The 21,966-nt window shown below is 70.2% G+C and carries 25 protein-coding genes; 15 read left to right on the top strand and 10 right to left on the bottom strand.

Annotated elements, in window-relative coordinates:
- Nucleotides 1-10: 10 nt before the first annotated feature.
- Complete coding sequence (locus AC1M14_RS12135; protein WP_479731677.1) at nucleotides 11-445, top strand: carboxypeptidase-like regulatory domain-containing protein; 435 nt, start codon at nucleotides 11-13, stop codon at nucleotides 443-445.
- Between the two features lie 9 nt (nucleotides 446-454).
- Here the strand turns inward: AC1M14_RS12135 and AC1M14_RS12130 are convergent, their stop codons facing one another.
- The gene (locus AC1M14_RS12130; protein ID WP_102776039.1) at nucleotides 455-829 is read right to left on the bottom strand and encodes an MAPEG family protein; all 375 of its coding nucleotides are present in this window, start codon (nucleotides 827-829) and stop codon (nucleotides 455-457) included.
- Between the two features lie 134 nt (nucleotides 830-963).
- On the opposite strand from AC1M14_RS12130, the gene AC1M14_RS12125 reads away from it, so the two are divergent.
- Nucleotides 964-1,767 carry a CPBP family intramembrane glutamic endopeptidase gene (locus AC1M14_RS12125; protein ID WP_479731799.1) on the top strand — a complete coding sequence of 268 codons (804 nt, stop codon included), beginning with the start codon at nucleotides 964-966 and terminating at the stop codon, nucleotides 1,765-1,767.
- A gap of 5 nt (nucleotides 1,768-1,772) precedes the next feature.
- On the opposite strand, the gene AC1M14_RS12120 is transcribed toward AC1M14_RS12125, so the two are convergent.
- From AC1M14_RS12120 to arfB, 4 genes are all read right to left on the bottom strand, one after another.
- Nucleotides 1,773-2,828 carry an alkene reductase gene (locus AC1M14_RS12120; RefSeq protein WP_479731676.1) on the bottom strand — a complete coding sequence of 352 codons (1,056 nt, stop codon included), beginning with the start codon at nucleotides 2,826-2,828 and terminating at the stop codon, nucleotides 1,773-1,775.
- 26 nt (nucleotides 2,829-2,854) lie between these two features.
- Nucleotides 2,855-3,184: an ArsR/SmtB family transcription factor gene (locus tag AC1M14_RS12115; protein WP_102776037.1), complete on the bottom strand. Its 330-nt coding sequence runs from the start codon at nucleotides 3,182-3,184 to the stop codon at nucleotides 2,855-2,857.
- Between the two features lie 75 nt (nucleotides 3,185-3,259).
- Nucleotides 3,260-3,943 (bottom strand): DUF2238 domain-containing protein, encoded by a 684-nt coding sequence (locus AC1M14_RS12110; RefSeq protein WP_479731798.1) that lies wholly within the window; start codon nucleotides 3,941-3,943, stop codon nucleotides 3,260-3,262.
- 2 nt (nucleotides 3,944-3,945) lie between these two features.
- Nucleotides 3,946-4,362 carry an alternative ribosome rescue aminoacyl-tRNA hydrolase ArfB gene (arfB, locus tag AC1M14_RS12105; RefSeq protein WP_102776035.1) on the bottom strand — a complete coding sequence of 139 codons (417 nt, stop codon included), beginning with the start codon at nucleotides 4,360-4,362 and terminating at the stop codon, nucleotides 3,946-3,948.
- Between the two features lie 125 nt (nucleotides 4,363-4,487).
- On the opposite strand from arfB, the gene queE reads away from it, so the two are divergent.
- The 7 genes from queE to AC1M14_RS12070 all read left to right on the top strand — a co-directional run bounded on the left by queE (nucleotide 4,488) and on the right by AC1M14_RS12070 (nucleotide 10,864).
- Nucleotides 4,488-5,120: a 7-carboxy-7-deazaguanine synthase gene (queE, locus tag AC1M14_RS12100; RefSeq protein WP_102776034.1), complete on the top strand. Its 633-nt coding sequence runs from the start codon at nucleotides 4,488-4,490 to the stop codon at nucleotides 5,118-5,120.
- A gap of 28 nt (nucleotides 5,121-5,148) precedes the next feature.
- Complete coding sequence (gene queD, locus AC1M14_RS12095) at nucleotides 5,149-5,592, top strand: 6-carboxytetrahydropterin synthase QueD (RefSeq protein WP_111824979.1); 444 nt, start codon at nucleotides 5,149-5,151, stop codon at nucleotides 5,590-5,592.
- A gap of 144 nt (nucleotides 5,593-5,736) precedes the next feature.
- Complete coding sequence (locus AC1M14_RS12090) at nucleotides 5,737-6,213, top strand: MarR family winged helix-turn-helix transcriptional regulator (protein ID WP_102776032.1); 477 nt, start codon at nucleotides 5,737-5,739, stop codon at nucleotides 6,211-6,213.
- Nucleotides 6,210-8,264, top strand: a complete 2,055-nt coding sequence (locus tag AC1M14_RS12085; RefSeq protein ID WP_479731675.1) for an FUSC family protein — start codon at nucleotides 6,210-6,212, stop codon at nucleotides 8,262-8,264. Before AC1M14_RS12090 ends, AC1M14_RS12085 begins: the two co-directional genes overlap by 4 nt.
- Nucleotides 8,261-8,479: a DUF1656 domain-containing protein gene (locus AC1M14_RS12080; protein WP_102776030.1), complete on the top strand. Its 219-nt coding sequence runs from the start codon at nucleotides 8,261-8,263 to the stop codon at nucleotides 8,477-8,479. Before AC1M14_RS12085 ends, AC1M14_RS12080 begins: the two co-directional genes overlap by 4 nt.
- Nucleotides 8,476-9,390, top strand: a complete 915-nt coding sequence (locus AC1M14_RS12075; RefSeq protein ID WP_102776029.1) for an efflux RND transporter periplasmic adaptor subunit — start codon at nucleotides 8,476-8,478, stop codon at nucleotides 9,388-9,390. The genes AC1M14_RS12080 and AC1M14_RS12075 overlap by 4 nt, the downstream gene beginning before the upstream one ends.
- Before the next feature lie 52 nt (nucleotides 9,391-9,442).
- Nucleotides 9,443-10,864: an efflux transporter outer membrane subunit gene (locus AC1M14_RS12070; RefSeq protein WP_102776028.1), complete on the top strand. Its 1,422-nt coding sequence runs from the start codon at nucleotides 9,443-9,445 to the stop codon at nucleotides 10,862-10,864.
- On the opposite strand, the gene ypfH is transcribed toward AC1M14_RS12070, so the two are convergent.
- A complete protein-coding gene (ypfH, locus tag AC1M14_RS12065) occupies nucleotides 10,865-11,569 on the bottom strand; it encodes an esterase (protein WP_111824977.1) in 705 nt (234 codons plus the stop codon).
- Between the two features lie 135 nt (nucleotides 11,570-11,704).
- Between ypfH and AC1M14_RS12060 the strand changes: the two genes are divergently transcribed.
- Nucleotides 11,705-13,240, top strand: coding sequence for an amino acid permease (locus tag AC1M14_RS12060; RefSeq protein WP_479731674.1), 1,536 nt, complete (start codon nucleotides 11,705-11,707; stop codon nucleotides 13,238-13,240).
- On the opposite strand, the gene AC1M14_RS12055 is transcribed toward AC1M14_RS12060, so the two are convergent.
- Nucleotides 13,237-13,539, bottom strand: a complete 303-nt coding sequence (locus AC1M14_RS12055) for an addiction module antidote protein (protein WP_102776026.1) — start codon at nucleotides 13,537-13,539, stop codon at nucleotides 13,237-13,239. The two genes, AC1M14_RS12060 and AC1M14_RS12055, sit on opposite strands and share 4 nt — an antisense overlap.
- 166 nt (nucleotides 13,540-13,705) lie before the next feature.
- On the opposite strand from AC1M14_RS12055, the gene imuA reads away from it, so the two are divergent.
- The 4 genes from imuA (at nucleotide 13,706) to AC1M14_RS12035 (ending at nucleotide 19,492) form a co-directional block, all read left to right on the top strand.
- A complete protein-coding gene (gene imuA / locus AC1M14_RS12050; RefSeq protein WP_102776025.1) occupies nucleotides 13,706-14,410 on the top strand; it encodes a translesion DNA synthesis-associated protein ImuA in 705 nt (234 codons plus the stop codon).
- Nucleotides 14,340-15,809 carry a Y-family DNA polymerase gene (locus tag AC1M14_RS12045; protein ID WP_479731673.1) on the top strand — a complete coding sequence of 490 codons (1,470 nt, stop codon included), beginning with the start codon at nucleotides 14,340-14,342 and terminating at the stop codon, nucleotides 15,807-15,809. Before imuA ends, AC1M14_RS12045 begins: the two co-directional genes overlap by 71 nt.
- Before the next feature lie 8 nt (nucleotides 15,810-15,817).
- Nucleotides 15,818-19,036, top strand: a complete 3,219-nt coding sequence (locus AC1M14_RS12040; protein WP_479731672.1) for an error-prone DNA polymerase — start codon at nucleotides 15,818-15,820, stop codon at nucleotides 19,034-19,036.
- A gap of 84 nt (nucleotides 19,037-19,120) precedes the next feature.
- The gene (locus AC1M14_RS12035; RefSeq protein ID WP_102776022.1) at nucleotides 19,121-19,492 is read left to right on the top strand and encodes an I78 family peptidase inhibitor; all 372 of its coding nucleotides are present in this window, start codon (nucleotides 19,121-19,123) and stop codon (nucleotides 19,490-19,492) included.
- A 7-nt stretch (nucleotides 19,493-19,499) separates the two neighbouring features.
- Here the strand turns inward: AC1M14_RS12035 and AC1M14_RS12030 are convergent, their stop codons facing one another.
- The 3 genes from AC1M14_RS12030 to AC1M14_RS12020 all read right to left on the bottom strand — a co-directional run bounded on the left by AC1M14_RS12030 (nucleotide 19,500) and on the right by AC1M14_RS12020 (nucleotide 21,415).
- Nucleotides 19,500-20,321 carry a ParB N-terminal domain-containing protein gene (locus AC1M14_RS12030; RefSeq protein ID WP_102776021.1) on the bottom strand — a complete coding sequence of 274 codons (822 nt, stop codon included), beginning with the start codon at nucleotides 20,319-20,321 and terminating at the stop codon, nucleotides 19,500-19,502.
- 22 nt (nucleotides 20,322-20,343) lie between these two features.
- Nucleotides 20,344-20,955: an LON peptidase substrate-binding domain-containing protein gene (locus AC1M14_RS12025; RefSeq protein WP_111824970.1), complete on the bottom strand. Its 612-nt coding sequence runs from the start codon at nucleotides 20,953-20,955 to the stop codon at nucleotides 20,344-20,346.
- Nucleotides 20,956-21,070: 115 nt separating this feature from the next.
- Nucleotides 21,071-21,415: a GFA family protein gene (locus AC1M14_RS12020; RefSeq protein WP_102776019.1), complete on the bottom strand. Its 345-nt coding sequence runs from the start codon at nucleotides 21,413-21,415 to the stop codon at nucleotides 21,071-21,073.
- Nucleotides 21,416-21,513: 98 nt separating this feature from the next.
- Between AC1M14_RS12020 and AC1M14_RS12015 the strand changes: the two genes are divergently transcribed.
- Nucleotides 21,514-21,942, top strand: coding sequence for a VOC family protein (locus tag AC1M14_RS12015; protein WP_102776018.1), 429 nt, complete (start codon nucleotides 21,514-21,516; stop codon nucleotides 21,940-21,942).
- Nucleotides 21,943-21,966 lie beyond the last annotated feature (24 nt).

Genomic DNA, 21,966 nt, shown 5'->3' with positions numbered 1-21,966 from the left:
GGAGCATCTCATGAACAAGCGTATCGAACGCTGCACCATGGCCGCCGCGATGGCCGTGGGCAGCATGGCCTTTGCCGGGATACTGTCGACCGTCCAGGCCGGCCTGCCGCCGGTGCAGCGCCAGGGCGCCGTCGAATATGTCAGCGGCGGCATCGGCCTGGATGAATCCGAAGCCATGAAGGCCGCCGCCAAGGACTACCCGCTGGCGCTGACCTTCGCCGCGCAGCGCAACGGCACGGCCGACTACGTGGCCAACGTCGGCGTGTCCATCCAGGACGCGCAAGGCAAGTCGGTGCTGCAGGCCACTTCCGAAGGCCCTTACATGCTGGTGAAGCTGCCGGCGGGCCGCTACAAGGTGTCGGCCACCTATAACGGCGCGGCCCAGGAGCGCGAGGTCTCGGTGCAGGGCGGCGCCACGGCGCGCGCCGTGTTCGAATGGAAGTAGCCGGCGGCCCTACACGCCGGTAAACAGAATCGCGATCACGAAGCCCACGCCGACCGCCCAGACCAGCGAGCGCAGCGCGCCCCAGTTGGCCAGGTACATGGCCAGATAGCCCAGGCGCACGCCCAGCCAGCACGCCATCAAGGTGGCCACGTGCGCGGGCGGCGCCTGGTTGTACAGCGCGAACAGCACCGCCGCATAGAAGAACGGCAGCGCCTCGAAAGCATTGTTCTGCGCCGCGTTGGCGCGGGCGCGCCAGCCTTGCTGCCGCGCCAGCCAGGCGCGCGGGTCGTTGTTGTCGAACTGGCGGCCGCCGGCCTTGGCGATGATCGTGGATACGAAAGGCAGCAACGCAGCGGCCAGCATCAGCCACGCAATGGTCTTCATGGTGCGACTCCCGGGTGAGCGATCCGCCGACGATAACGCAAGCGGCCCGGCCGCGCTTACACTCAGCGCTTTGCGCCCCTTCCCCGCCCGTGCCGCTGCTCAGCCCCTGGTCCGCCCTGTTTCTTGCCGCCGCCATGCTCTGGCCGCCGGCGACGCGGCGCTGGGCGCTGGCGCCGCTGGCCGCGGCCTACGGCTGGGCCTGGGCCGACGGCAGCATCGATACGGTGGCGCTGGCCTGGCTGGCGCTGCTGGCGCTGGCGGCCGCACTGGTGCAATCGCCATCCGGTCCGGCCGCGCGCGGCGCGGGACATGCGCTGTTCCTGGCGCTGGCCGCGCTGCTGTTCATGCATGCGCTGCCGGGCTTTCACAATCTGCGCGTGATCGAGCCGGCGCCGCTCAGCCCCGGCGCCGCGCCTTTCGGCATGTACCTGAACCTGGACAAGCCGCTGGCCGCGTTCTGGGTGGTGCTGGCGCTGGCCCCGCCGATGGCCACCGCGCGGGCGCGCGCCACGCTGGCGGCGGCGGTGCTGGCCTGCGCCGCGGCGATCGCGGCCTGCCTGGGATGCGCGCTGGCCCTGGGCGTCGTGCAATGGGACCCCAAGTGGCCGCAGGCGGCCCCGGTCTGGCTGCTCAACAACGCCCTGCTGGTGACGCTGGCCGAGGAAGCGCTGTTTCGCGGTTATCTGCAACAGCAGCTGAGCCAGCGCTGGCGCGGCCGTCCGTGGGGCGGCGCGGCGGCGCTGGCGGTCGCGGCCGTGCTGTTCGGGCTGGCGCACTACGCCGGCGGCTGGCAATGGGTGCTGCTGGCCACGCTGGCGGGCGCGGCCTACGGCCTGGCCTACCGCTACGGCGGGCTGGCTGCCGCGGTGCTGGCGCACCTGGGCCTGAACGTGGCGCACTTCGGCCTGTACACCTACCCGATGCGCGCCGCGTTCTGACCGCCTCAGGCCGGCAGCGCCGGATAGTCGGTATAGCCGCCAGGACCCGGCGCGTAGAAGGTGGCCGGGTTGGGCGTGTTCAGCGGCGCCTTGAGCGCGAAGCGGCGCGCCAGGTCGGGATTGGCGATGTACTGCACGCCGAAGGCCACGGCGTCGGCACGGCCGGCGGCGATGGCGGCCTCGGCGGATTCGCGCGTGTAGCCTTCGTTGGCGATATAGACGCCGCCGAACGCGGCCTTGAGCGCCGGCCCCAGGCTGTCGGGCGCCTCGTGTTCGCGCACGCACAGAAAGGCGATGCCGCGCCCGCCGAGTTCGCGCGCCACGTAGCCAAAGGTCGCGGCCGGGTCGGAATCGCCCATGCTGTGGATCTCGCCGCGCGGCGACAGATGCACGCCGACGCGGCCCGCGCCCCATACCGAAATACAGGCGTCGGTCACTTCCAGCAGCAGGCGCGCGCGGTGCTCCACCGGGCCGCCGTAGGCGTCGGTGCGCAGATTGGTGCTGTCCTGCAGGAACTGGTCCAGCAGATAGCCGTTGGCGGCGTGCACTTCCACGCCGTCGAAACCGGCTTCCATGGCCATCTGCGCGCCGTGGCGGTAGGCCTGGACCACGCCCGGCAGCTCCGAGGTTTCCAGTGCGCGCGGCGTGACGTAGGCGCGCCGCGGGCGCACGTGGCTGACGTAGCCCTGCGGCGCGATGGCGCTGGGCGCCACCGGCAGTTCGCCGTCCAGGAACATCGGGTCGGAAATCCGGCCCACGTGCCACAGCTGCGCCACGATCCGCCCGCCGGCCGCATGCACGGCGGCCGTGACCTTGCGCCAGCCCTTGACCTGCTCCGGCGTCCACAGGCCCGGCGTGTCGGCGTAGCCCACGCCCTGCGGGGTCACGGCGGTGGCCTCGGTCAGGATCAGGCCGGCGCCGGCGCGCTGCGTGTAGTACTCGACCATCAGGTCGTTGGGCACGCGGCCGGGGTCGGCGTGCATGCGGGTCAGGGGCGCCATGATGACGCGGTTGGGCAGCGTCAGTTCGCCGACGCGCAGAGGTTCGAATAGCTGGCTCATGCAAATCCTCCGCCCCCTGCCGGGGGCTACATATCCTGGTTGAGTTGCCGCAGGAACGCGGCGATCACGGCTTCGTTGCGACGGAAAAACACCCACTGCCCCACTTTCGTGGCCGAGATCAGGCCCGCGCGCTGCAGCACCGCCAGGTGCGAAGACACGGTGGACTGGGACAGGCCGCAGCGGCTGTCGATGTGGCCCGCGCAGACGCCATGCTCGAAGCTGTGGCCCGGGCTTTCCTCGAAATAGGCCTGCGGCGTCTTCAGCCACGCCAGGATTTCGCGCCGCACCGGATTGGCCAGCGCCTTCAGGATGGCGTCGGCGTCGATGACGGGTTGCGCGGCATTGGAAGCAGTCATATTGAAATATCGCAATTTATCGAATCTTATATCGAAACTATTCGATATATAGTCATGCCCATGCGGATTCCAGGGCTATCGGCCGTCCGCCCGGCCCGGCTTGAGGCTGTCGGCCCAGTCGCGCGCCAGGTCGCGCCGGGCCCGCCGGTTCACCAGCGCGGTGAGCGCCATGGCGAGCACCGCGCCGGCCGCGGCCAGCGCCATGTCCTTCTGCGCATCCCAGATATCGCCCTGGGTGCCCAGGTAGGCCGCGCCCAGCTCGCTGCCCACCGTGGCCGCCGCGCCCCACTCCAGCAGTTCGTACAGCGCCGAGGTCGACAGCGTGACGTCCATGGGCAGGAAATACGCCCAGAAACCGCGTACCTCGACCACGCGCAGGAAGATCTCGCGGATGGGATAGGCCAGCAGCAGTCCGTAGGAAAAATGCACCACGCGGTCGAAGTTGTTGCGCTCCCAGCCGACCAGCGCGTTGAAGCTGCCGCCGGTCAGCGCGCGCCACCAGTCGTCGTACGGCACCAGCGAATACGTGTAGTGCGCCCCTACCGCGTGCAGGCACAGGTACAGGAAGATCAGCGTGTAGGACACGCGCGAAAACACGAACCAGCGGCGCGTGAGCAGCAGCGCCGCGCCGAAGGCCAGCACCAGCGCGTTCTCCAGCGCCCAGTCGGCGCGGTCGTGCGGCGAGATCGCCAGCGCCGTCCAGATGACCGCGAACAGCAGGCCCAGCGTGTACAGGTAGCGGCGCCGCGCGTCGGCCACGGTCACTCTCCCTCGACCCGGCCGCGCAGGCGCTTGATCTCGCCGTGCCGCACCTTGCGCTGCACGCGCCGGCGCTGCGAGGCGCGGGTCGGCCGGGTGGCGTGGCGCGGCTTGTCGGGCCGCGCCACCGAACGCACCATGGCGAGCAGGCGCTCGACGGCTTCGGCGCGGTTCTTTTCCTGGCTGCGAAACGCCTGCGACTTGATCACGATGATCCCGTCCTTGGAAACGCGGTGGTCGCTGAGCGCGCACAGCGCGTCCTTGATCTCGTCGGGCAGGCTGGAGGCGCGCACGTCGAAGCGCAGGTGCACGGCGCTGGACACCTTGTTGACGTTCTGGCCGCCCGCGCCCTGGGCGCGGATCATGGAGAACGCCAGCTCGCGCTCATCCAGGTAGAGGGAATCTAGGACGTGAAGCATATGGCGGGAGTATATCCATGCCCTTGCGGGCGCGGTTACGCGGCGGCGCTGGCGAGCGATGCGCCGCGCCAAGTAAAATAACGCGCTTTGCCTGCTTTTCCGGCGTCCGGCCGCCGACACCATCCATGACTTATTCCGCCAAAGAAATCTTCAAGACGCTGCAGGGCGAAGGCGCCCATGCCGGCCGCGCGGCGGTCTTCTGCCGGTTCGCCGGCTGCAACCTCTGGAGCGGCCGCGAAAGCGACCGCGCCAGCGCCGCCTGCACCTTCTGCGACACCGACTTCGTCGGCACCGACGGCGAAGGCGGCGGCAAGTTCGCCACCGCCGAACTGCTGGCCGACACCATCGCGGCCTGCTGGGGTCCGGGCGCCGAAGACCGCTACGTGGTCTTCACCGGCGGCGAACCGCTGCTGCAACTGGACGCCGCGCTGCTCACGGCCGTGCACGCGCGCGGCTTCACCGTGGCCATCGAAACCAACGGCACCATCAAGCCGCCGGCCGGCATCGACTGGATCTGCGTCAGCCCCAAGGGCACCGCCCCGGTGGTGCTGGAGCGCGGCGACGAGCTCAAGCTGGTCTATCCGCAGGCCAACGCCCTGCCCGAGGCCTTCGCCCACCTGGACTTCGACCACTTCTTCCTGCAACCCATGGACGGCCCCGCACGCGCGGCCAACACCCGGCAAGCCGTCCAGTACTGTATGCAGCATCCGCAATGGCGGCTCAGCCTGCAAACCCACAAATACATAGGCATTCCATGATTTACCCCCGTCCCCTGCGGAGCGCGCCATGATTTCCGTGACCCGCAGGCTGGAGTTCGACGCCGGCCACCGCATTCCCGACCATCGCAGCCAGTGCCGCAACCTGCACGGCCACCGCTACGTGCTGGAGATCACCCTCAGCGGCGACGTGGTGCAGGCCCCGGGCGAGTCCGACAACGGCATGTTGATGGACTTCTCCGAGATCAAGCAGATCGCCAAGACCCACATCGTCGACGTCTGGGACCACGCGTTCCTTGTCTATGAGGGCGACGCCGCCGTGCGCGCCTTCCTGGACACGCTGCCCGGCCACAAGACGGTGGTGCTGGACCGCATCCCCACGGCCGAAAACCTGGCCGCCATCGTCTTCGCCACGCTGGCGCCCCACTACCACGGCCACTACGGCGCCGAGCTGCGCCTGACCCGCGTGCGCCTGTACGAAACGCCCAACTGCTGGGCCGACTGCAACGGCTGAGCGCGCCCCGGCCGATCGCCCCATCCGAGCCCGGTTTTCCATCCCTGGAAAACCGGGCTCTTATCTTTTCGATTGAAACAATCAATGGAGATCTTCGTCATTTTCAATTAATAGTAAGCTAATAGATAGGATACAATCTATTCCATGAACACGCCCACCGACTTCCAGCTCATGGCCACCACGTCCAACCTGATGGTGCTGTCGCGCGCCTATCGCGGCGCCGCCGACAAGGCCCTGGCCGACTACGGACTTTCCCAGGCCACGGCCTGGCCCGTCATCCTGACCGGCCGTCTGGGAGACGGCGTGCGCCAGGGCGCCCTGGCCGAGGCGCTGGGCGTCGAAGGCCCCTCGCTGGTGCGGGTGCTGGACCAGCTGGTCGCCGCCGGCCTGATGGAACGCCGCGAGGACCCGCATGACCGCCGCGCCCGCACCCTGCACCTGACCGACGCCGGCCAGGCCTTGCGCGCGCAGGTCGAGGACGTGCTGGTCGAATTGCGCCGCCACCTGTTCCGCGGCATAGACGCGGCGGACCTGGAGGCCTGCCACCGGGTCTTCGAAAGCCTCAAGGCCGCGCTGGGCCGCAGCGGCGCCGGCGCGCAGCAACAGGACGAGCAGCCGTGAAACTGCCTACCCTGCGCGAAACCATCTTCTCGCTCCAGGCGTATCTGAGCGCCGTGCTGGCGCTGTACGTGGCGTACAGCATGGGCCTGCCGCGCCCGTTCTGGGCCATGACCACCGCATACATCGTGGCCCAGCCCTGGTCGGGCGCGGTGCGCTCCAAGGCGCTGTACCGCCTGACGGGCACCTTCGTCGGCTCGGCCGTCACCGTCTACATGGTGCCGCAGCTGTCGAACTCCCCGGTCGTCATGGTCGCGGCCATGGTGGTGTGGGTGGGCGTCTGCCTGTACCTGTCGGTGCTGGACCGCACCCCGCGTTCGTACCTGTTCATGCTGGCCGGCTATACCGCCGCCATGATCGGCTTTTCCAGCGTGACCGAGCCGTCCCTGGTGTTCGACACGGCGCTGGCCCGGGTCGAGGAAATCTGCCTGGGCATCGTCAGCGCCACGCTGGTCCACAGCATCGTGCTGCCGCAAGGCCTGGCCCCCACGCTGCTGCAGCTGCTGGACAAGGCGGTGCGCGGGGCGCGCAACTGGATGCACGACACGCTCAGCGGCCAGACCGACGAGCAGAAGGACCGCGACCGCCGCACGCTGGCCAACGACATCACGCAACTGCGCCTGCTGTCCACCCACGTGCCCTTCGACACCGGCAACCTGCGCTGGACCGCGGGCGCGGTGCGCGCCATGCAGGACCAGGTCGCGGCCCTGACGCCCATCGTTTCCGCCGTGGAGGACCGCATGCTGGCGCTGCAGGCCGACGGCCAGGCGCTGCCGCAGGAGGTTTCCGCGCTGCTGCGCGACATCTCCGAATGGATCAACGCCGGCGCCCTCGCCACGCACGAGGACGCCCTGCGCCTGCGCGCCGAGGCGGCCAGGCTCACGCCCGCCATCGACGGGCGCGCCACCTGGCGCGACGCGCTGCTGGCCAGCCTGATGACGCGGCTGCGCGAACTCATCGACACCCACGACCAATGCCTGGCCCTGCGCCGCGACATCCGCGCCGGGCTGCAGGGCGCGCCGCTGCGTCCGTCGCGCGCCAGGCGCGTTTCCTCCAATACCGTGCTGCACCGCGACCGCCAGCTCGCGCTACTGTCGGCGCTGGCCGCCGGCGTGGCGATTTCGATCTGCAGCGCGTTCTGGATCGGCACCGCCTGGAGCAACGGCGGCTCGGCCGCGCTGATGGCCGCGATCGCCAGCTGCATTTTCGCCTCGCAGGACAATCCCGTGCCCGGCATCATGCAGTTCCTGACCTACACCATCTATTCCATTCCGCTGTCGGCGCTGTACCTGCTGGGCATCATGCCCGCCATCCATTCGTTCGAAATGCTGGTGCTGGCGATGCTGCCCACGGCCTTCGTGCTGGGGGTGTACATCTCGCGCCCCGCCACCGTCGGCAAGGCCATGGCCTTCGTGTTCGGCTTCGTGGGCACGCTGGCGCTGCAGGACACCCATACCGCCGACATCGTGTCCTTCATCGATGCGCAGATCGCGCAGAACATCGGCGTGGCCACCGCCGCCATCGTCGCCGCCCTCTTCCGCACGGTCAGCGCCGACCGCAGCGCGCGCCGCATCCAGGCCGCCAACTGGAAAGAACTGGAAATACTGGCAAGTTCGCCGCGCGCCCCCGAGCGCCACACCTACGCCGCCCGCATGCTGGACCGCATCGGCCTGCTGCAGCCGCGCCTGGCGCTGGCCAAGCGCCCGGACGACGTGGTCGCCGCCGACGCGCTCAAGGACCTGCGCGTGGGCCGCGACATCACCGAACTGCAACGCGTGCGCCGCCACCTGCCCATGGCCGAGGCCGCCATCGCGCCGCTGCTGGCCAGCCTGGCCGGCTTCTTCCGGGCCCGCCAGGCCTGGCAGCCGGGACAGAAAACGCCGGAATTCCTGGCGCAGATCGACCGCGCGCTGTCCAGCGTCGCCAGCACCGCGCAGCACGAGGGCGCGCGGGCGCGCGCCGTGGTGGCCCTGGTGGGCATCCGCCGCGCCTTCTTCCCCGACGCCCCCGATTACCAACCGCCCCATCCGACGCTGGAGGGCCAGACATCATGATCGGCGAATTCAATCTCTACGGCATTTACTTCCCCTGGCTGCTGGTGCTGGGCGTGGCCACCCTGGGCATCGCCTGGGCCGTGCGCCGCGTGCTGGCCCGCGCCGGGCTGTACCGCCTGGTATGGCACCCCGCGCTGTTCGACCTGGCGCTGTTCGTGGTGCTGCTGTATGGCGTTTCCCTCATTTCCCCGTATTTTCTTCAGAGATCCGCATGAAACTCCCCAACGCCCTGCGCCCTTCCGCCATCGGCAGGTTCGCCGTGACGGCCGTCGTCGTCGCCGCGGCCGCCTACGCCGGCTGGCAGCTCTGGGTGCACTATGAAGTCGAACCCTGGACGCGCGACGGCCGCGTCAAGGCCTACGTGGTGCAGGTCGCGCCCGACGTCTCCGGCCTGGTCACCAGCGTGCCGGTGCACGACAACCAGGACGTGAAGGCCGGCGACGTGCTGTTCGAAATCGACCGCGCACGCTTCCAGCTGGCGTTCGACCAGGCCCAGGCCTCGGTGCATTCGCAGCAGGTGGCGCGCACGCAGGCGCTGCGCGACGCCAAGCGCAACCGCGCGCTGGGCCGGCTGGTGGCCGCCGAGGCGCTGGAACAGAGCGAGACCCGCCTGCAGCAGGCCGAGGCCGCGCTGGCGCAGGCCGAAGTCCAGCTCGACACCGCGCGCCTGAATCTCGAACGCAGCCGCGTGGTCGCGGCCACCGACGGCCGCGTCACCAACCTGGACCTGCGCGCGGGCTCCTACGCCACCGCCGGCCGCGGCGTGATGGCGCTGGTGGACGCGGGCTCGTTCTACGTCGAAGGCTACTTCGAGGAAACCAAGCTGCCGCGCGTGCACGAAGGCGATCCCGTCACGGTGACGCTGATGGGCGATTCGCGGCTGATCCGCGGCCACGTGGAAAGCATCGCCCAGGGCATCGCCGATCGCGACCGCAGCACCGGCGCCAACCTGCTGCCCAACGTGAACCCGACCTTCAACTGGGTGCGCCTGGCGCAGCGCATCCCGGTGCGCGTGAAGATCGACGACGTGCCCGAAGGCGTGCGCCTGGTGGCCGGCCAGACCGCCACCGTGGCGGTCGACAGCCCGCCCCGGCATGCCTCTGCGCACACCCCGCAGTCTTCCTGATCCCGTCTTTACCCTCTTTACCCTTTACCCGACGCCATACCGTGTGATTGCCATGAATACCAGAAACCTCCTGCCGCTGATGCTGGCCCTTGCGCTGGCCGGATGCACCACCGTGGGCCCCGACTACCAGGTGCCCGCGGACGCGGTGGCCGAGCGGCAGAGCGCGCAGGCGCCTTTCGCGCAGGCCCAGGAGGACGTGTTCCGGCAGGACGCGGTGCCCGGCCGCTGGTGGCGCCTGTACAACGACCCCACGCTGGACGGGCTGGTGGAAAAGGCGCTGGCCGCCAACACCGACCTGCGCGTGGCCGGCGCCAACCTCGAACGCGCCCAGGCCGTCCTGCGCGAAACCCAGGCGCAGCAGCAGCCCAGCCTCGGCGTCAACGCCTCGCCCACCTACGGCCACGCCTCGGGCCTGCAGGAAATGCAGCCCGGCATCGATCCGCCCAACCGCTGGTCGTACTCCGCCGGCGCCGGCGTGTCCTACCAACTGGACCTGTTCGGCCAGATCCGCCGCGCGATCGAAGCCTCCAGCGGCGACGCCCAGGCCGCGCAGGCCGCCTACGACGCCACCCGCGTCACCGTGGCCGCCGAAACCGCCCGGGCCTACGCCACCGTCTGTTCGGCCGGCATGCAGCTGGCTTCGGCCCGGCATTCGGTGAAAGTGCAGCAGGAATCGCTGGACGCGGTGCAGCGGTTGCAGCAGGCCGGCCGCGGCACCGTGCTGGACGTGACGCGCGCGCGCAGCCAGCTGCAGCAGCTGCGGGCCAACCTGCCGCCGTTCGAGGCCCAGCAGCGCACCGCGCTCTACCGCCTGGCGGCGCTGACCGGCCAGACGCCCGCGGAAATCACGCCCGCCCTGCTGCAATGCGCCGAGCCTCCCCGGCTGGCCGACACCATACCGGTGGGAGACGGCGCCGAACTGCTGCGCCGCCGTCCCGACATCCGCCAGGCCGAGCGCGCGCTGGCCGCCGCGACCGCGCGCATCGGCGTGGCCACCGCGGACCTCTACCCCAAGATCACGCTGGGCCTGTCGGCCGCCTCGGGCGGCCCCGCCACCATGTTCGGAGACCGCGGCACCTTCAGCTGGAGCGTCGGCCCCCTGATCTCCTGGACCATCCCCAACACCGGCGCCGCGCAGGCCCGCATCGCCCAGGCCCAGGCCGGCACCAAGGCCGCCGCCGCGCGCTTCGACGCCACCGTGCTCAACGCGCTGCGCGAAACCGAAAGCGCGCTGGTGGTCTACGCCCGCCAGCTCGACCGCGACAGCGCCCTGCGCGCCGCGCGCGACCAGAGCGCCGAGGCCGCCTCCCAGGCCAGCCAGTTGTTCCGCCTGGGCAAGACCGACTACCTGACCGTGCTGGACGCCGAACGCACGCTGGCCACCAACGAAAGCGCGCTGGCGGCCTCGCAGGCCGAACTCAGCAACGACCAGATCGCGCTGTTCCTGGCGCTGGGCGGGGGCTGGGAGAAGTAATCAGTGCACCGTGCTGCCGTCCGGCGGCGTCTGGTTCAGGCCCAGCGCCGCCTCCCAGCTGCGCAGCGGCACGCAGGTCTGCAGGCGCATGATGGCGCGCTCGATCAGGGCGGGATGCAGTTCGTGGCCCACGTGGGTGGCCACGTCGATGGTGGAATCGCCGTGCAGTTCGGTCAGGCGCGCCTGGGCGGCCTGGATGTGGGCCACGTCCATGACCGGATCGTCGGCCCCGTGCAGCAGGTGCAGCGTGGTGTATTGCGGCGCGGAGCGCGGCAGCTGGGCGTAGCGGCCGGAAAAGGCCAGGACGCGGCCGGCCATGCCGTCGTGGGCCTGGACCAGCTCCAGCGCCATGATGGCGCCTTGCGAGAACCCCGCCAGCGCCGTGTCGGACTGCAGCAGGCCGAAACGGGCCTGCGCCTGGCGCACATAGGCCTCCAGGGGCGGCAGGGCCCGCGCCACGCGTTCGGGGCGGTTTTCCTCGGTCACGCCGCGCACCGAGAACCATTGGCGGCCCGCGCCGCCGCCGTCGAAGGGCTCGAAGCCCTCGGGGATCAGCACGGCCGCCGCCGGAAACGCCGCGCGCACGGCCTGGGCCAGCGGCTGCAGATTGTCGGGCGAGCCGCCCACGCCATGCAGCAGGATGAAAAGCTGGCGCACGTCGACGCCCGGATCGGGAAGGAATTCGATAGAACTGGAAGACGCCATGAGACTGCTCCGTACGGGCCTGGGGCCGCTCAGGCAGCCCCCTATTGCCGCATTGTAAAATGCGCGGCCCGGTGTCCCTGAAAGTCCGACACCCCAGATATGTGGCCCGCGTGCGCGGCCATCACCCACCCAGCAATGCAAACATCCACAACAGAAGCCGGCGCGACGCCGGCCGGCCAGAATCAGCTGCACCGCGTGCTCAAGGCGCGCCACCTCACGATGATAGCGCTAGGCGGGGCCATAGGCACCGGCCTGTTCGTCGCCTCTGGCGCGGCCATCGCGCAGGCCGGCCCCGGCGGCGCGCTGCTGGTCTACCTGGCGATCGGGCTGATGGTGTATTTCATCATGACCAGCCTGGGCGAACTGGCGACCTTCATGCCGGTCTCGGGCTCTTTCTGCACCTACGCCTCGCGCTACGTGGACCCGGGCTTCGGCTTCGCGCTGGGATGGAATTTCTGGGTCAGCTGGGCCACGGTGGTGGCGGTGGACGTGGTGGCCGCGCAGCTCGTCATGGCGTACTGGTTCCCCGACACCCCGGGATGGATCTGGAGCGTGGCGTTCCTGGCGCTGACCTTCGGGCTGAACGCGTTCTCGGCGCGCAGCTTCGGCGAGGCCGAGTACTGGTTCGCCATCATCAAGGTGGCCGCGGTGCTGTGCTTCATCGGCGTGGGGCTGGCGATGCTGGTGGGCATCATCCACGGCGGCCCCGCGGTGGGGCTGCAAAACTGGACGGTGGGCGACGCGCCTTTCGTGGGCAACGCGGCCACCTGGGTCGGCGTGGCCATGGTGGTGGCCTATTCTTTCCAGGGCACCGAACTGGTGGCCGTGGCGGCCGGTGAATCCGAGAACCCGCGGCGCAACGTGCCGCGCGCCATCAATCACGTGTTCTGGCGCATCCTGCTGTTCTACGTGCTGGCCATTCTCATCATCGGCCTGCTGCTGCCCTATACCGATCCGCAGCTGCTGCGCAACGAGGTCGAGGACATCGCGGTCAGCCCCTTCACCCTGGTATTCCAGCATGCCGGGCTGCTGTCGGCGGCCACGGTGATGAACGCCGTCATCCTGACCTCGGTGCTGTCGGCGGGCAATTCCGGCATGTACGCGGCCACGCGGATGCTGTTCAACATGGCGCGCGAAGGCCAGGCCCCCGCCCTTTTCATGCGCCTGACCCGCAGCGGCGTGCCGCTGTACGCATTGCTGGCGACCGCGCTGCTGGCCTGCCTGTGCCTGTTCAGCCTGGTCTACAGCCCCAAGGCGGTCTATATCTGGCTGCTTAACTTCGCGGGCATGACGGAATTCATCGTGTGGCTGAGCATCGCGGTCAGCCACTACCGTTTCCGGCAGGGCTATGTCAGGCACGGCTACGACACCGCCGACCTGCCCTACAAGGCCGGCCTGTTCCCCTTCGGCCCGCTGCTGGCCTTCGTGCTGTGCCTGCTGGTCACGCTGGGCCAGAACTACCAGGCTTTTCTGGAAGAACGCATCGACTGGATCGGCGTAATCTCTACTTACCTGGCGATTCCGCTGTTCCTGGCCCTGTGGCTGGGCCACCGGCTGCTGCGCGGATCGCGCTGGATCCGGTACCAGGACATGCGCTTCTACGGCGTGGACCTGGCCCGCGAAACCGGCGCGCCGAGCGCCCGGCCCGCTGCTGCCGACGTTCGCGGTTAGGCGGGTACCGTATCCCTGGTTTTGGATACCGCCGTGAAGGATACGCCCAACGTGTCCATCACGCGGCGCAGCGTGCGGTAGCTTGGATTGGCCCCAGGAGCGAGGACGCGATAAAGATTGGTGCGGGCCAATCCCGACTCCTCAGCTATCGTGCCAATCCCGCGCGCGCGGGCCACATCGCCCAGCGCTTGAAGAAAAGCATCCGGATCGGCATCCTGAATCGCATCTGCCAGATAGTGGGCAATCGTCTCGTCATCGGTCAGATAGTTCGCCGGATCGAAATCACGCAGCTTTGTCATGTTGCACTCCGTTTAAGTTCGGCCCATAAGCTCTTGGCTATTGCAATATCCCGCGATTGGGATTTCTTGTCGCCGCCACACAGCAAAATGTAGATGGTCTGCCCACGACGACTACTGTATATTCATACAGCTATAATTGGTTCTCAGACCTTTCCTACGTGTTGCCATGCAGTCCCCGGAACGCATCCATCCCGCGCTATGGCGCGCCACCCAACTGGCTCAGGGCGCCGCCCGCTGCCTGCCCACCGGGCATGCGGCGCTGTCGGCCGAGCTGCCGGATGGCGGCTGGCCGCTGGGTTCGCTGATCGAGCTGCTGGCGCCGCATCCCGGCGTCGGCGAAATCCGCCTGCTGCGTCCGGCCCTGGCGCAGCTGGAAACCCGCCGCGCCATCGCGCTGGTGCAGCCGCCGCACGCGCCGCATATCGCCAGCTGGATGAGCTGGCGGCTGGACCCGCGCCAGCTGTTGTGGGTGGCCCCCGAGAAGCCCGCCGATGCGCTCTGGGCCGCCGAGCAGATCCTGAAGAACGGCAGCTGCGGGGCCCTGATCTGCTGGCTGCCCCGGGTGCGGCCCGAGTCCCTGCGCCGCCTGCACCTGGCCGCCCAGGCCAGCGACCTGCTGTTCGTCGCCCTGCGTCCCGCCGAGGCGGCCCGCAACGCCACGCCCGCGCCCTTGCGGCTGGCGCTGGCGCCCGCGCCGGGCGGGCTGTCGGTGCAGATACTCAAGCGCCGCGGGCCGGCCTGCGACACGCCGCTGTATATCGGCCTGGAGCCCGGCGCCGCCTCGACTTCTCCTTCCCGCCATGCGCCTCTGGATCGCCGCCTGCCTGCGCTGCCTGCCGCTGGACGCCATACGCCCGCACTGGCCGCATGAGGGGCCGGCGTTCGCGGTCCTGGACCAGGAACGCGTCGCCGCCCTGACGCCCGCCGCCCGCCAGGCCGGCGTGCGGCCCGGCATGCGCCGCGCCGGCGCCGCCGCCATCGCGCCCCAGGTCGAACTGCTGGCGCGCGATCCGCTGGCCGAGGCCGAAACCCTGCAGGGCGCGGCGCTGGCCCTGCTGCAATACACGCCCGAAGTCGCGCTGGCGGGCGACGACACGGTGCTGCTGAACGTGGGCGCCAGCCTGATGTTCTTCCGCGGCCCGCGCGCCCTGAGCCGCCGGGTGGCCGCCACGCTGCGCGCGCTGGACCTGCGCGTCACGCTGGGCATGGCCCCCACCGCCATGGGCGCCTGGCTGCTGGCGCGCCGTCCCGGCCGGCGCGCGCCCCGGCGCGTGCTGACGCTGCCCACGCTGGTCCGGCGGCTGGACGCCCTGCCCCTGGCGCTGCTGCCGCAGGCCCAGGCCCGCCGCGACTGGCTGGACGACATCGGCTGCCACAGCCTGGCGGACCTGCGCGCCCTGCCGCGCGCCGGCCTGCAGCGGCGCAGCGCGCCCGAACTGCTGCAGGCGCTGGACGCGGCCTATGGCCAGGCGCCCGAACTCTACCGCTGGATCGAACCGCCGCCCCGGTTCGAGCGGCGCATCGAACTCATGGACTACGTGGAGCACACCGACGCCGTGCTGGCGGTGGCGCGCCGCCTGGCCGAGCAACTGGCCGGCTGGCTGAGCGCGCGCCGGCTCGCGGTGCGGCGCGTGGTGCTCAGCCTGGAACACGAGCGCGGCCGCCATGCCCGGCCGCCCGCCGAGGTGGAGCTGGCCCTGGCGCAGCCGGTCTGGCAGGCGCAGCAGATCCTCGGCCTGCTGCGCGAAAAACTGGCCCGCTACACGCTGCAGGCGCCGGTGATCGCCGTCGCGCTGCTGGCGCCGGACACGCAGGAGCAGCCCGCCGCCAGCGCCACGCTGTTTCCCGAACCCGGCGGCACCGCCGCCGACCACGCCAGGCTGCTGGACCTGCTGGCGGCGCGGCTGGGCCGCAGCCAGGTGCGCCACGCCTGTCCCGTGCCCGACCATCGCCCCGAGGCCGCCAACGCCTGGGGCGATGCGCTGGCCCCCGCGCCCCGTCCCGCCCCGCTGCCCGAGCTGCTGGACCGGCCGTTCTGGCTGCTGGACCCGCCGCTGCCCCTGAAGCTGTCCGGCCACCGTCCGCAGTACGGCGGCCATGCACTGCGCCTGATGCGCGGCCCCGAGCGCATCGAAAGCGGCTGGTGGGACCCGGACCTGACCGTGCGCGACTACTTCGTCGCCGAGGACGAGGCCGCCGCGCGCTACTGGATCTACCGCGAGCGCGACGCCGAGCACGCCCGCTGGTTCCTGCACGGGCTCTACGCCTGAGAGTCCAGATGGAACACGATCTCCCCGAGGCCGTTGCGGCCGGCCTGCCTGGCTACGCCGAGCTGCAATGCCAGTCCAACTTCTCCTTCCTGCAAGGCGCCTCGCATCCGGAAGAGCTGGTCACCCGCGCCGCCGAGCTGGGCTACGCGGCGCTGGCCATCACCGACGAGTGCTCGCTGGCGGGCGCGGTCCGCGCCCACGTGGAGGCCAAGGCCCGCAACCTGCCGCTGCTGATCGGCGCCACCTTCCAGTTGCGCGCCGCGCCCGACGCCGCGCCGCTGGGCCTGACCCTGCTGGCCCAGACCCGCGAGGGCTATGGAAACCTGTCCGAACTCATCACCCTGGCGCGCACCCGCGCCCCCAAGGGCGAATACCGGCTGGCTCCGGAAGACCTGACCCATCCGCCCTCGGGCTACGCCCATCTGCGCCACATGCCCGAATGCCTGGCCATCCTCAGCCCCGCCTACGGCCTCGACGCCGAGCGCATGACGCAGCAGGCGCGCTGGCTGGCGCGCGCCTTCGGCCAGCGCGCCTGGGTCGGGTTGAGCCTGCTCCACCGTTGCCGCGACGACCTGCACCGCGCCGCGGTGGAACAGGCGGCGCAGGCCGCGCAGCTGCCCGTGGTGGCGCTGGGCCAGGTGCAGATGCACGTGCGCTCGCGCAAGCCGCTGCACGACACGCTGACCGGCATCCGCACCCGCCAGCCGGTGTCCCAGTGCGGCTATGAACTGTCCGGCAACGCCGAGCAGCACCTGCGCACGCGCATGCGCCTGGCCAATCTCTATCAGCCCCAGGCGCTGGCCCAGACGCTGGTGGTGGCCCGCCGCTGCGCGTTTTCGCTGGAGCAGCTGCGCTACGAATATCCGGACGAGATCGTGCCGCGCGGGCACACGCCGGCCACCTACCTGCGCCAGGAAACGCAGGCCGGGGCCGTGCGCCGCTTTCCCGGCGGGGTGCCGCCGGAAGTGGCCGCGCAGATCGAGAAAGAACTGAGCCTGATCGCCGAGCTGCGCTACGAAGCCTATTTCCTGACCGTCTACGACATCGTCCAGTACGCCCGCAACCAGGGCATTCTGTGCCAGGGCCGCGGCTCGGCGGCCAACTCCGCGGTCTGCTACTGCCTGGGCATCACCGAGGTCGATCCCGCGCGCGGCAACAGCCTGTTCGAGCGCTTCATCAGCAAGGAGCGCAACGAGCCGCCCGACATCGACGTGGACTTCGAACACCAGCGCCGCGAAGAAGTCATCCAGTACATCTACGACAAGTACGGCCGGCACCGCGCCGCGCTGACCGCCGTGGTCATTTCCTACCGGCCGCGCAGCGTGCTGCGCGACACCGGCCGCGCGCTGGGCGTGGACCCGGGCGTGATCGACGCGGTGGCGCGCGCCCACCAGTGGTGGGACAGCAAGAAGGAAATGCTGCGCACGCTGGGCGGCTGCGGGCTGGACCCGGATTCGCAGGTGGCGCGGCAATGGGCGGCGCTGGCGCACACCCTGATGGGATTTCCGCGGCATTTGTCGCAGCACCCGGGCGGCTTCGTGATTGCGCGCGGCAAGCTGTCGCGCCTGGTTCCCATCGAAAACGCCGCCATGCCGGACCGCAGCGTCGTGCAATGGGACAAGGACGACCTGGACGCGCTGGGCCTGCTCAAGGTGGACGTGCTGGCGCTGGGCATGCTGTCGGCGCTGCGCCGCACGCTGGAGCTGGCCGGGCAGCGCCGCGGCCGGCCCTTGCGGCTGCAGGACATCCCGCCGGACGACGCCGCCACCTACGACATGATCTGCGACGCCGACACCATCGGCGTGTTCCAGATCGAATCGCGCGCGCAGATGAGCATGCTGCCGCGCCTGCGCCCGCGCGAATACTACGACCTGGTGGTGCAGGTGGCCATCGTGCGGCCCGGACCGATCCAGGGCGGCATGGTCCACCCCTACCTGCGCCGCCGCCAGAGCAAGGAAGGCGCCAGCTATCCCAGCGAAAAAGTGCGCGGCGTGCTCGAACGCACGCTGGGCGTGCCGATCTTCCAGGAACAGGTCATGCAGATCGCCGTGGTCGCCGCCGGCTTCACGCCGGGCGACGCCGACCAACTGCGCCGCTCCATGGCCGCCTGGAAGCGCAAGGGCGGCGTGGACAAATACCGCGCCAAGCTGGTCGGCGGCCTGCTGGCCCACGGCTACACGCTGGAATTCGCCGAAGCGCTGTTCCGGCAGATCGAAGGCTTCGGCGAATACGGGTTTCCCGAAAGCCACGCCGCCAGCTTCGCGCTGCTGGCGTATGCCAGCTCCTGGCTCAAGCGGCACGAGCCCGAGGCCTTCCTGGCCGCCCTGCTCAATTCCCAGCCCATGGGCTTTTACGCGCCGGCCCAGCTGGTCCAGGACGCCCGCCGCCACGGCGTCTGCGTGCTGCCGGCCGACGTCACGGTCAGCGGCTGGGACTCGGCCCTGGAGCCCCTGCCGGCGGGCCACCCCGGCGCGCGGCGCGCGCCGCATCCGCACGCGCCCGCCCCCGATGCGCCGCGTCCCGCCGTGCGGCTGGGGCTGAGCCTGCTGCAGGGCATGCGCGAGGACGCCGTCCGGCGCATCGAGGCCGCGCGCGCCGCCGCGCCGTTCGCCGACACCGGCGACCTGGCGCGCCGCGCCGCGCTCACGCGCCACGACCTCAACGCCCTGGCCGCCGGCGACGCCCTGCGCACGCTGGCCGGCCACCGCCGCCAGGCCAGCTGGGAAGCCGCCGCCAGCGTGCACAGCCGCGACCTGCTGCGCGACGCCGCCATCGTCGAAACCGCCGCGCCGCGGCTGTCCGCCCCGACCGAGAGCCAGGCCGTGGCCGCGGACTACCGCAGCGTGGGCCTGACCCTGCGCAGCCACCCCGTGGCGCTGCTGCGCGCCGAGCTGGCGGCGCGCAATTTCCAGCCCGCCGCGGTGCTCAACGGCTACCCCGACAAGCGCGTGGCGCGCGCCTGCGGCATCGTCACCGTGCGCCAGCGCCCGCAAACCTCCAAGGGCGTCATCTTCGTCACCCTGGAAGACGAGACCGGTCCGGTCAACGTGATCGTGCGCCCCGAACTGATAGAACGCCAGCGCCGCGAACTGCTGGGGTCGGCGCTGCTGGGCGTATACGGTTCCTGGCAAAGCGTGGACGGCGTGCGCCACCTGGTGGCGCAGCGGCTGGTGGATCTGTCCGAGCTGTTGGGCGGACTGTCCGCGCGCAGCCGCAACTTCCATTAGGACGGGCTCGCGCCCGCCCTGAGCACAGCGCGCCGCGGCTGGTCTATCATGGCTTTTTCGACGCGTTGTTGTAAGGAGTTCTACATGATCCGCAAGCTGATTCCCTTCCTGCTGGTCGCCAGTCTGGCCGCATGCGCCAACACCGGAGCACCGCGTTCGTCCAGCGCATCGGGCTCCAGCTCCTCCAGCGCATCGTCCTCGTCCGGCGCCGCTTCCTCGTCGGGCATGTCCAGCGCCTCCGGCTATGGCGGCAAGACCTGCGACGCCGCGGCGCTGCAGTCGCAGATCGGCCAGAAGGCCACCCCGTCCGTGATGGAAGACCTGCGCACGCGCAGCGGCAGCTCCACCGCCCGCATGCTGCGCCCGGGCCAGGTCGTAACCATGGAATACAACGCCACCCGCCTGAACCTGATCGTCGACGACAAGGACGTCATGACCGCGATCCGCTGCGGCTGAAGACGCCTCAGTCGCCGCCGGCGGCGCTGCGCGCTTCGGCCAGCGCCACCGTCAGGTGCATCACTTTTTTCTTCAGCTGGTCGCGCTCGTCCGTCAGCCGCGCCAGCAGTTCGCGCAGGCGCGCGATTTCGGCCGGCATGTCGGCAATGTTCTCGATGGGTTCCTCGGGACGCGGCTCGCGCGGCGGGGCCTTGGCCTGGCGCACTTCGCGCGCCGCCTGCTGCAATTCCTTTCTGCCGCCCGCCACCGCGGCCGCCTGCCGCTCGACCGGAAGCGAAGACACCGCGGCGGCCGCGTTGATCGAGATCGCCCCTTCCTTGACGGCCCGCACCAGCTCGGGCGCGGCGGCCTTCTGGATTTTTTCTATCTGCCCCAGCGTGTTGCTGCTGATGCGCGCGGCGCGCGCCAGCGCCTGGCGGCTCGGGACCGGCATGGCCTGCGCCGGCAGCGGCGGCGCATCGGAACCCTCGTCCCAGGGCGGATCGTCGGGCGCGGCGGCGGCGGCGCGCGCCTGCAGGATTTCCTTCTTGCGCAGCGCCAGCACGCCGCGCTGGAAGTCCGACACGCTGCGTCGGCCCAGATGGTTTTCTATCATCCAAAGGTGCACATCCTCGATCGACTGGAAGCGCGTGTTCTGGATGGTCTGGAAGGCAATGCCGTGCTTGCGGCACAGCGCGTAGCGGTTGTGTCCGTCGACCAGCAGGTCGCCCCACAGCACCAGCGCGTCGCGGCAGCCTTCGGCCAGCAGGCTGCGTTCCAGCGCCGCGTACTCGTCTTCGGTCAAAGGGTCTATATAGGCGCGCAGGCCCTCGTCTATCCTGATGTCCATTGTGTCCAAATGCAGGTTTGCCTCAAGCCAGCCCCTGGCCGCGCAGCACGTCCTGGACCGCCGCCAGCCGCCCGACCGGATCGGTCATGGCCAGCAGGCGCGCCTTGTCGTCCGGCGGCAGCGGCAGCAGCTCGCACCAGCGGTTGGCGACCCAGCCGCCGTCGTCCAGCCTGAAGGGCGGCCCCACCGGCATGCGCTCGGCGCTCACGCCTTCGCGCTGCCACTGGGCCACCAGGCGCCCCAGCGCGTCGGCGCTGGCCTGCATGGCCGCCGGCACGGGCGCGGGCGGATCGTCGGCGATGGGCTCGGCCTGCCCCATCCAAAGGCCGTATTTTGCCACCTCGCTGGACAGCAGCCGGAAACGCCCCGTGCCCACGCAGCGCAGCTCCAGCAGCGCCGGCATGGGCGCGTCCCAGGCGTCGATGCGGGCCATCGTGCCCACGGGCGCCAGCGTCTCGCCGCCGCCCGGCGTGCGCACCTCCTGCCCCGACAGCAGGCCCACCACGCCGAACTCGCTGCCATCGGCGATGCAGCGCCGGATCATGTCCAGGTAGCGCACCTCGAAGACGCGCAGATGCAGCACGCCCGCGGGAAAAAGCGCGTTCGATAGCGGAAACAGCGGTATCAGCGACATGGCAGCCTCCTATTGGACGCAAACGCTGAAAAAACATGTCACGCGGCCGTCGTATCGCGGCGCCCGCCATTGCCCTATGATGGAGCCCGCGGCGCGGCCGGGTGCGCCGCGCCGCTTATGCGCTGCGCCCGTCGAACGGAATGCGCGTGAGCGTGTCCAGGGCCACCGTCTCCAGGCAGCGCGCGTTCACCGCGGCCGTTTCCTCGCCCTGCGGGCTCACGCCGAAAGCGAATGGCGCGCAGCCGCAATCGGCGCAGAAGTGATGCGAAATCACGTGCTTGTTGAACTGGTAGGTCGACATGCGATCGGTGGACGAGGTGATGCGCAGGCTGGCGCGCGGCACGAACCACAGCAGATAGCCCTTGCGGCTGCAGTACGAGCAATTGCATTCCAGGACCTGGGACACGTCGCCGTCGACCTCGAACGCGATCTGTCCGCAGTGGCAGCTTCCTTTTTGCATGGCCTGGCTCCTGATTACTGATTACGTGAGTCGGGCTTCCATCATAGAGCGGCGGCGGCCTTCTTGGCACCGCTTCCGTCTCATCTTCCGGAGAGAACATGCCCCAACTATCCGCCTATCTCAGCTTCGACGGCAACTGCGCCGAGGCCATGCAGTTCTACGAGCGCGTGCTGGGCGGGCGGCTGGAGGCGCTGATCCGCTACGCCGACGCGCCGCCCGACGCCGCCATGCCGCCCTTGTCGGCCGAGGACGCCGGGCGCATCATGCACGCGCGCCTGGGCCTGGACCAGCAGACGCTGCTGGGCAGCGACGCCACCGCCGCCCATCCCTATCCGGGCAAGCAGGGCGTGGCGCTGGCGCTGGCCTACCCCACGGTGTCCGATGCGCAGCGCGTCTTCGACCAGCTGGCCGACGGCGGCAACATCACGCTGCCGCTGCAGAAGACCTTCTGGGCCGAGGCCTACGGCGCGCTGATCGACCGCTACGGCACCCGCTGGATGGTCAGCGGCGGCCGCATGGCCCACTGAACACGACCTCTCCAAGGAAGCGAT

Source organism: Achromobacter sp. SX5 (genome assembly GCF_056711425.1).
The sequence above is the reverse complement of the archived record's forward strand: the minus strand, read 5'-3'. Positions and strand labels throughout refer to the sequence as shown.

Excerpts from the sequence above, each read along its gene's own strand:
- AC1M14_RS12135 (WP_479731677.1), top strand. The coding sequence starts at position 11 with ATGAACAAGCGTATCGAACGCTGCACCATGGCCGCCGCGATGGCCGTG.
- AC1M14_RS12130 (WP_102776039.1), bottom strand. The coding sequence starts at position 829 with ATGAAGACCATTGCGTGGCTGATGCTGGCCGCTGCGTTGCTGCCTTTC.
- AC1M14_RS12125 (WP_479731799.1), top strand. The coding sequence starts at position 964 with ATGCTCTGGCCGCCGGCGACGCGGCGCTGGGCGCTGGCGCCGCTGGCC.
- AC1M14_RS12120 (WP_479731676.1), bottom strand. The coding sequence starts at position 2,828 with ATGAGCCAGCTATTCGAACCTCTGCGCGTCGGCGAACTGACGCTGCCC.
- AC1M14_RS12115 (WP_102776037.1), bottom strand. The coding sequence starts at position 3,184 with ATGACTGCTTCCAATGCCGCGCAACCCGTCATCGACGCCGACGCCATC.
- arfB (WP_102776035.1), bottom strand. The coding sequence starts at position 4,362 with ATGCTTCACGTCCTAGATTCCCTCTACCTGGATGAGCGCGAGCTGGCG.
- queE (WP_102776034.1), top strand. The coding sequence starts at position 4,488 with ATGACTTATTCCGCCAAAGAAATCTTCAAGACGCTGCAGGGCGAAGGC.
- queD (WP_111824979.1), top strand. The coding sequence starts at position 5,149 with ATGATTTCCGTGACCCGCAGGCTGGAGTTCGACGCCGGCCACCGCATT.
- AC1M14_RS12090 (WP_102776032.1), top strand. The coding sequence starts at position 5,737 with ATGAACACGCCCACCGACTTCCAGCTCATGGCCACCACGTCCAACCTG.
- AC1M14_RS12080 (WP_102776030.1), top strand. The coding sequence starts at position 8,261 with ATGATCGGCGAATTCAATCTCTACGGCATTTACTTCCCCTGGCTGCTG.
- AC1M14_RS12075 (WP_102776029.1), top strand. The coding sequence starts at position 8,476 with ATGAAACTCCCCAACGCCCTGCGCCCTTCCGCCATCGGCAGGTTCGCC.
- AC1M14_RS12070 (WP_102776028.1), top strand. The coding sequence starts at position 9,443 with ATGAATACCAGAAACCTCCTGCCGCTGATGCTGGCCCTTGCGCTGGCC.
- ypfH (WP_111824977.1), bottom strand. The coding sequence starts at position 11,569 with ATGGCGTCTTCCAGTTCTATCGAATTCCTTCCCGATCCGGGCGTCGAC.
- AC1M14_RS12060 (WP_479731674.1), top strand. The coding sequence starts at position 11,705 with ATGCAAACATCCACAACAGAAGCCGGCGCGACGCCGGCCGGCCAGAAT.
- AC1M14_RS12055 (WP_102776026.1), bottom strand. The coding sequence starts at position 13,539 with ATGACAAAGCTGCGTGATTTCGATCCGGCGAACTATCTGACCGATGAC.
- imuA (WP_102776025.1), top strand. The coding sequence starts at position 13,706 with ATGCAGTCCCCGGAACGCATCCATCCCGCGCTATGGCGCGCCACCCAA.
- AC1M14_RS12045 (WP_479731673.1), top strand. The coding sequence starts at position 14,340 with ATGCGCCTCTGGATCGCCGCCTGCCTGCGCTGCCTGCCGCTGGACGCC.
- AC1M14_RS12040 (WP_479731672.1), top strand. The coding sequence starts at position 15,818 with ATGGAACACGATCTCCCCGAGGCCGTTGCGGCCGGCCTGCCTGGCTAC.
- AC1M14_RS12035 (WP_102776022.1), top strand. The coding sequence starts at position 19,121 with ATGATCCGCAAGCTGATTCCCTTCCTGCTGGTCGCCAGTCTGGCCGCA.
- AC1M14_RS12030 (WP_102776021.1), bottom strand. The coding sequence starts at position 20,321 with ATGGACATCAGGATAGACGAGGGCCTGCGCGCCTATATAGACCCTTTG.
- AC1M14_RS12025 (WP_111824970.1), bottom strand. The coding sequence starts at position 20,955 with ATGTCGCTGATACCGCTGTTTCCGCTATCGAACGCGCTTTTTCCCGCG.
- AC1M14_RS12020 (WP_102776019.1), bottom strand. The coding sequence starts at position 21,415 with ATGCAAAAAGGAAGCTGCCACTGCGGACAGATCGCGTTCGAGGTCGAC.
- AC1M14_RS12015 (WP_102776018.1), top strand. The coding sequence starts at position 21,514 with ATGCCCCAACTATCCGCCTATCTCAGCTTCGACGGCAACTGCGCCGAG.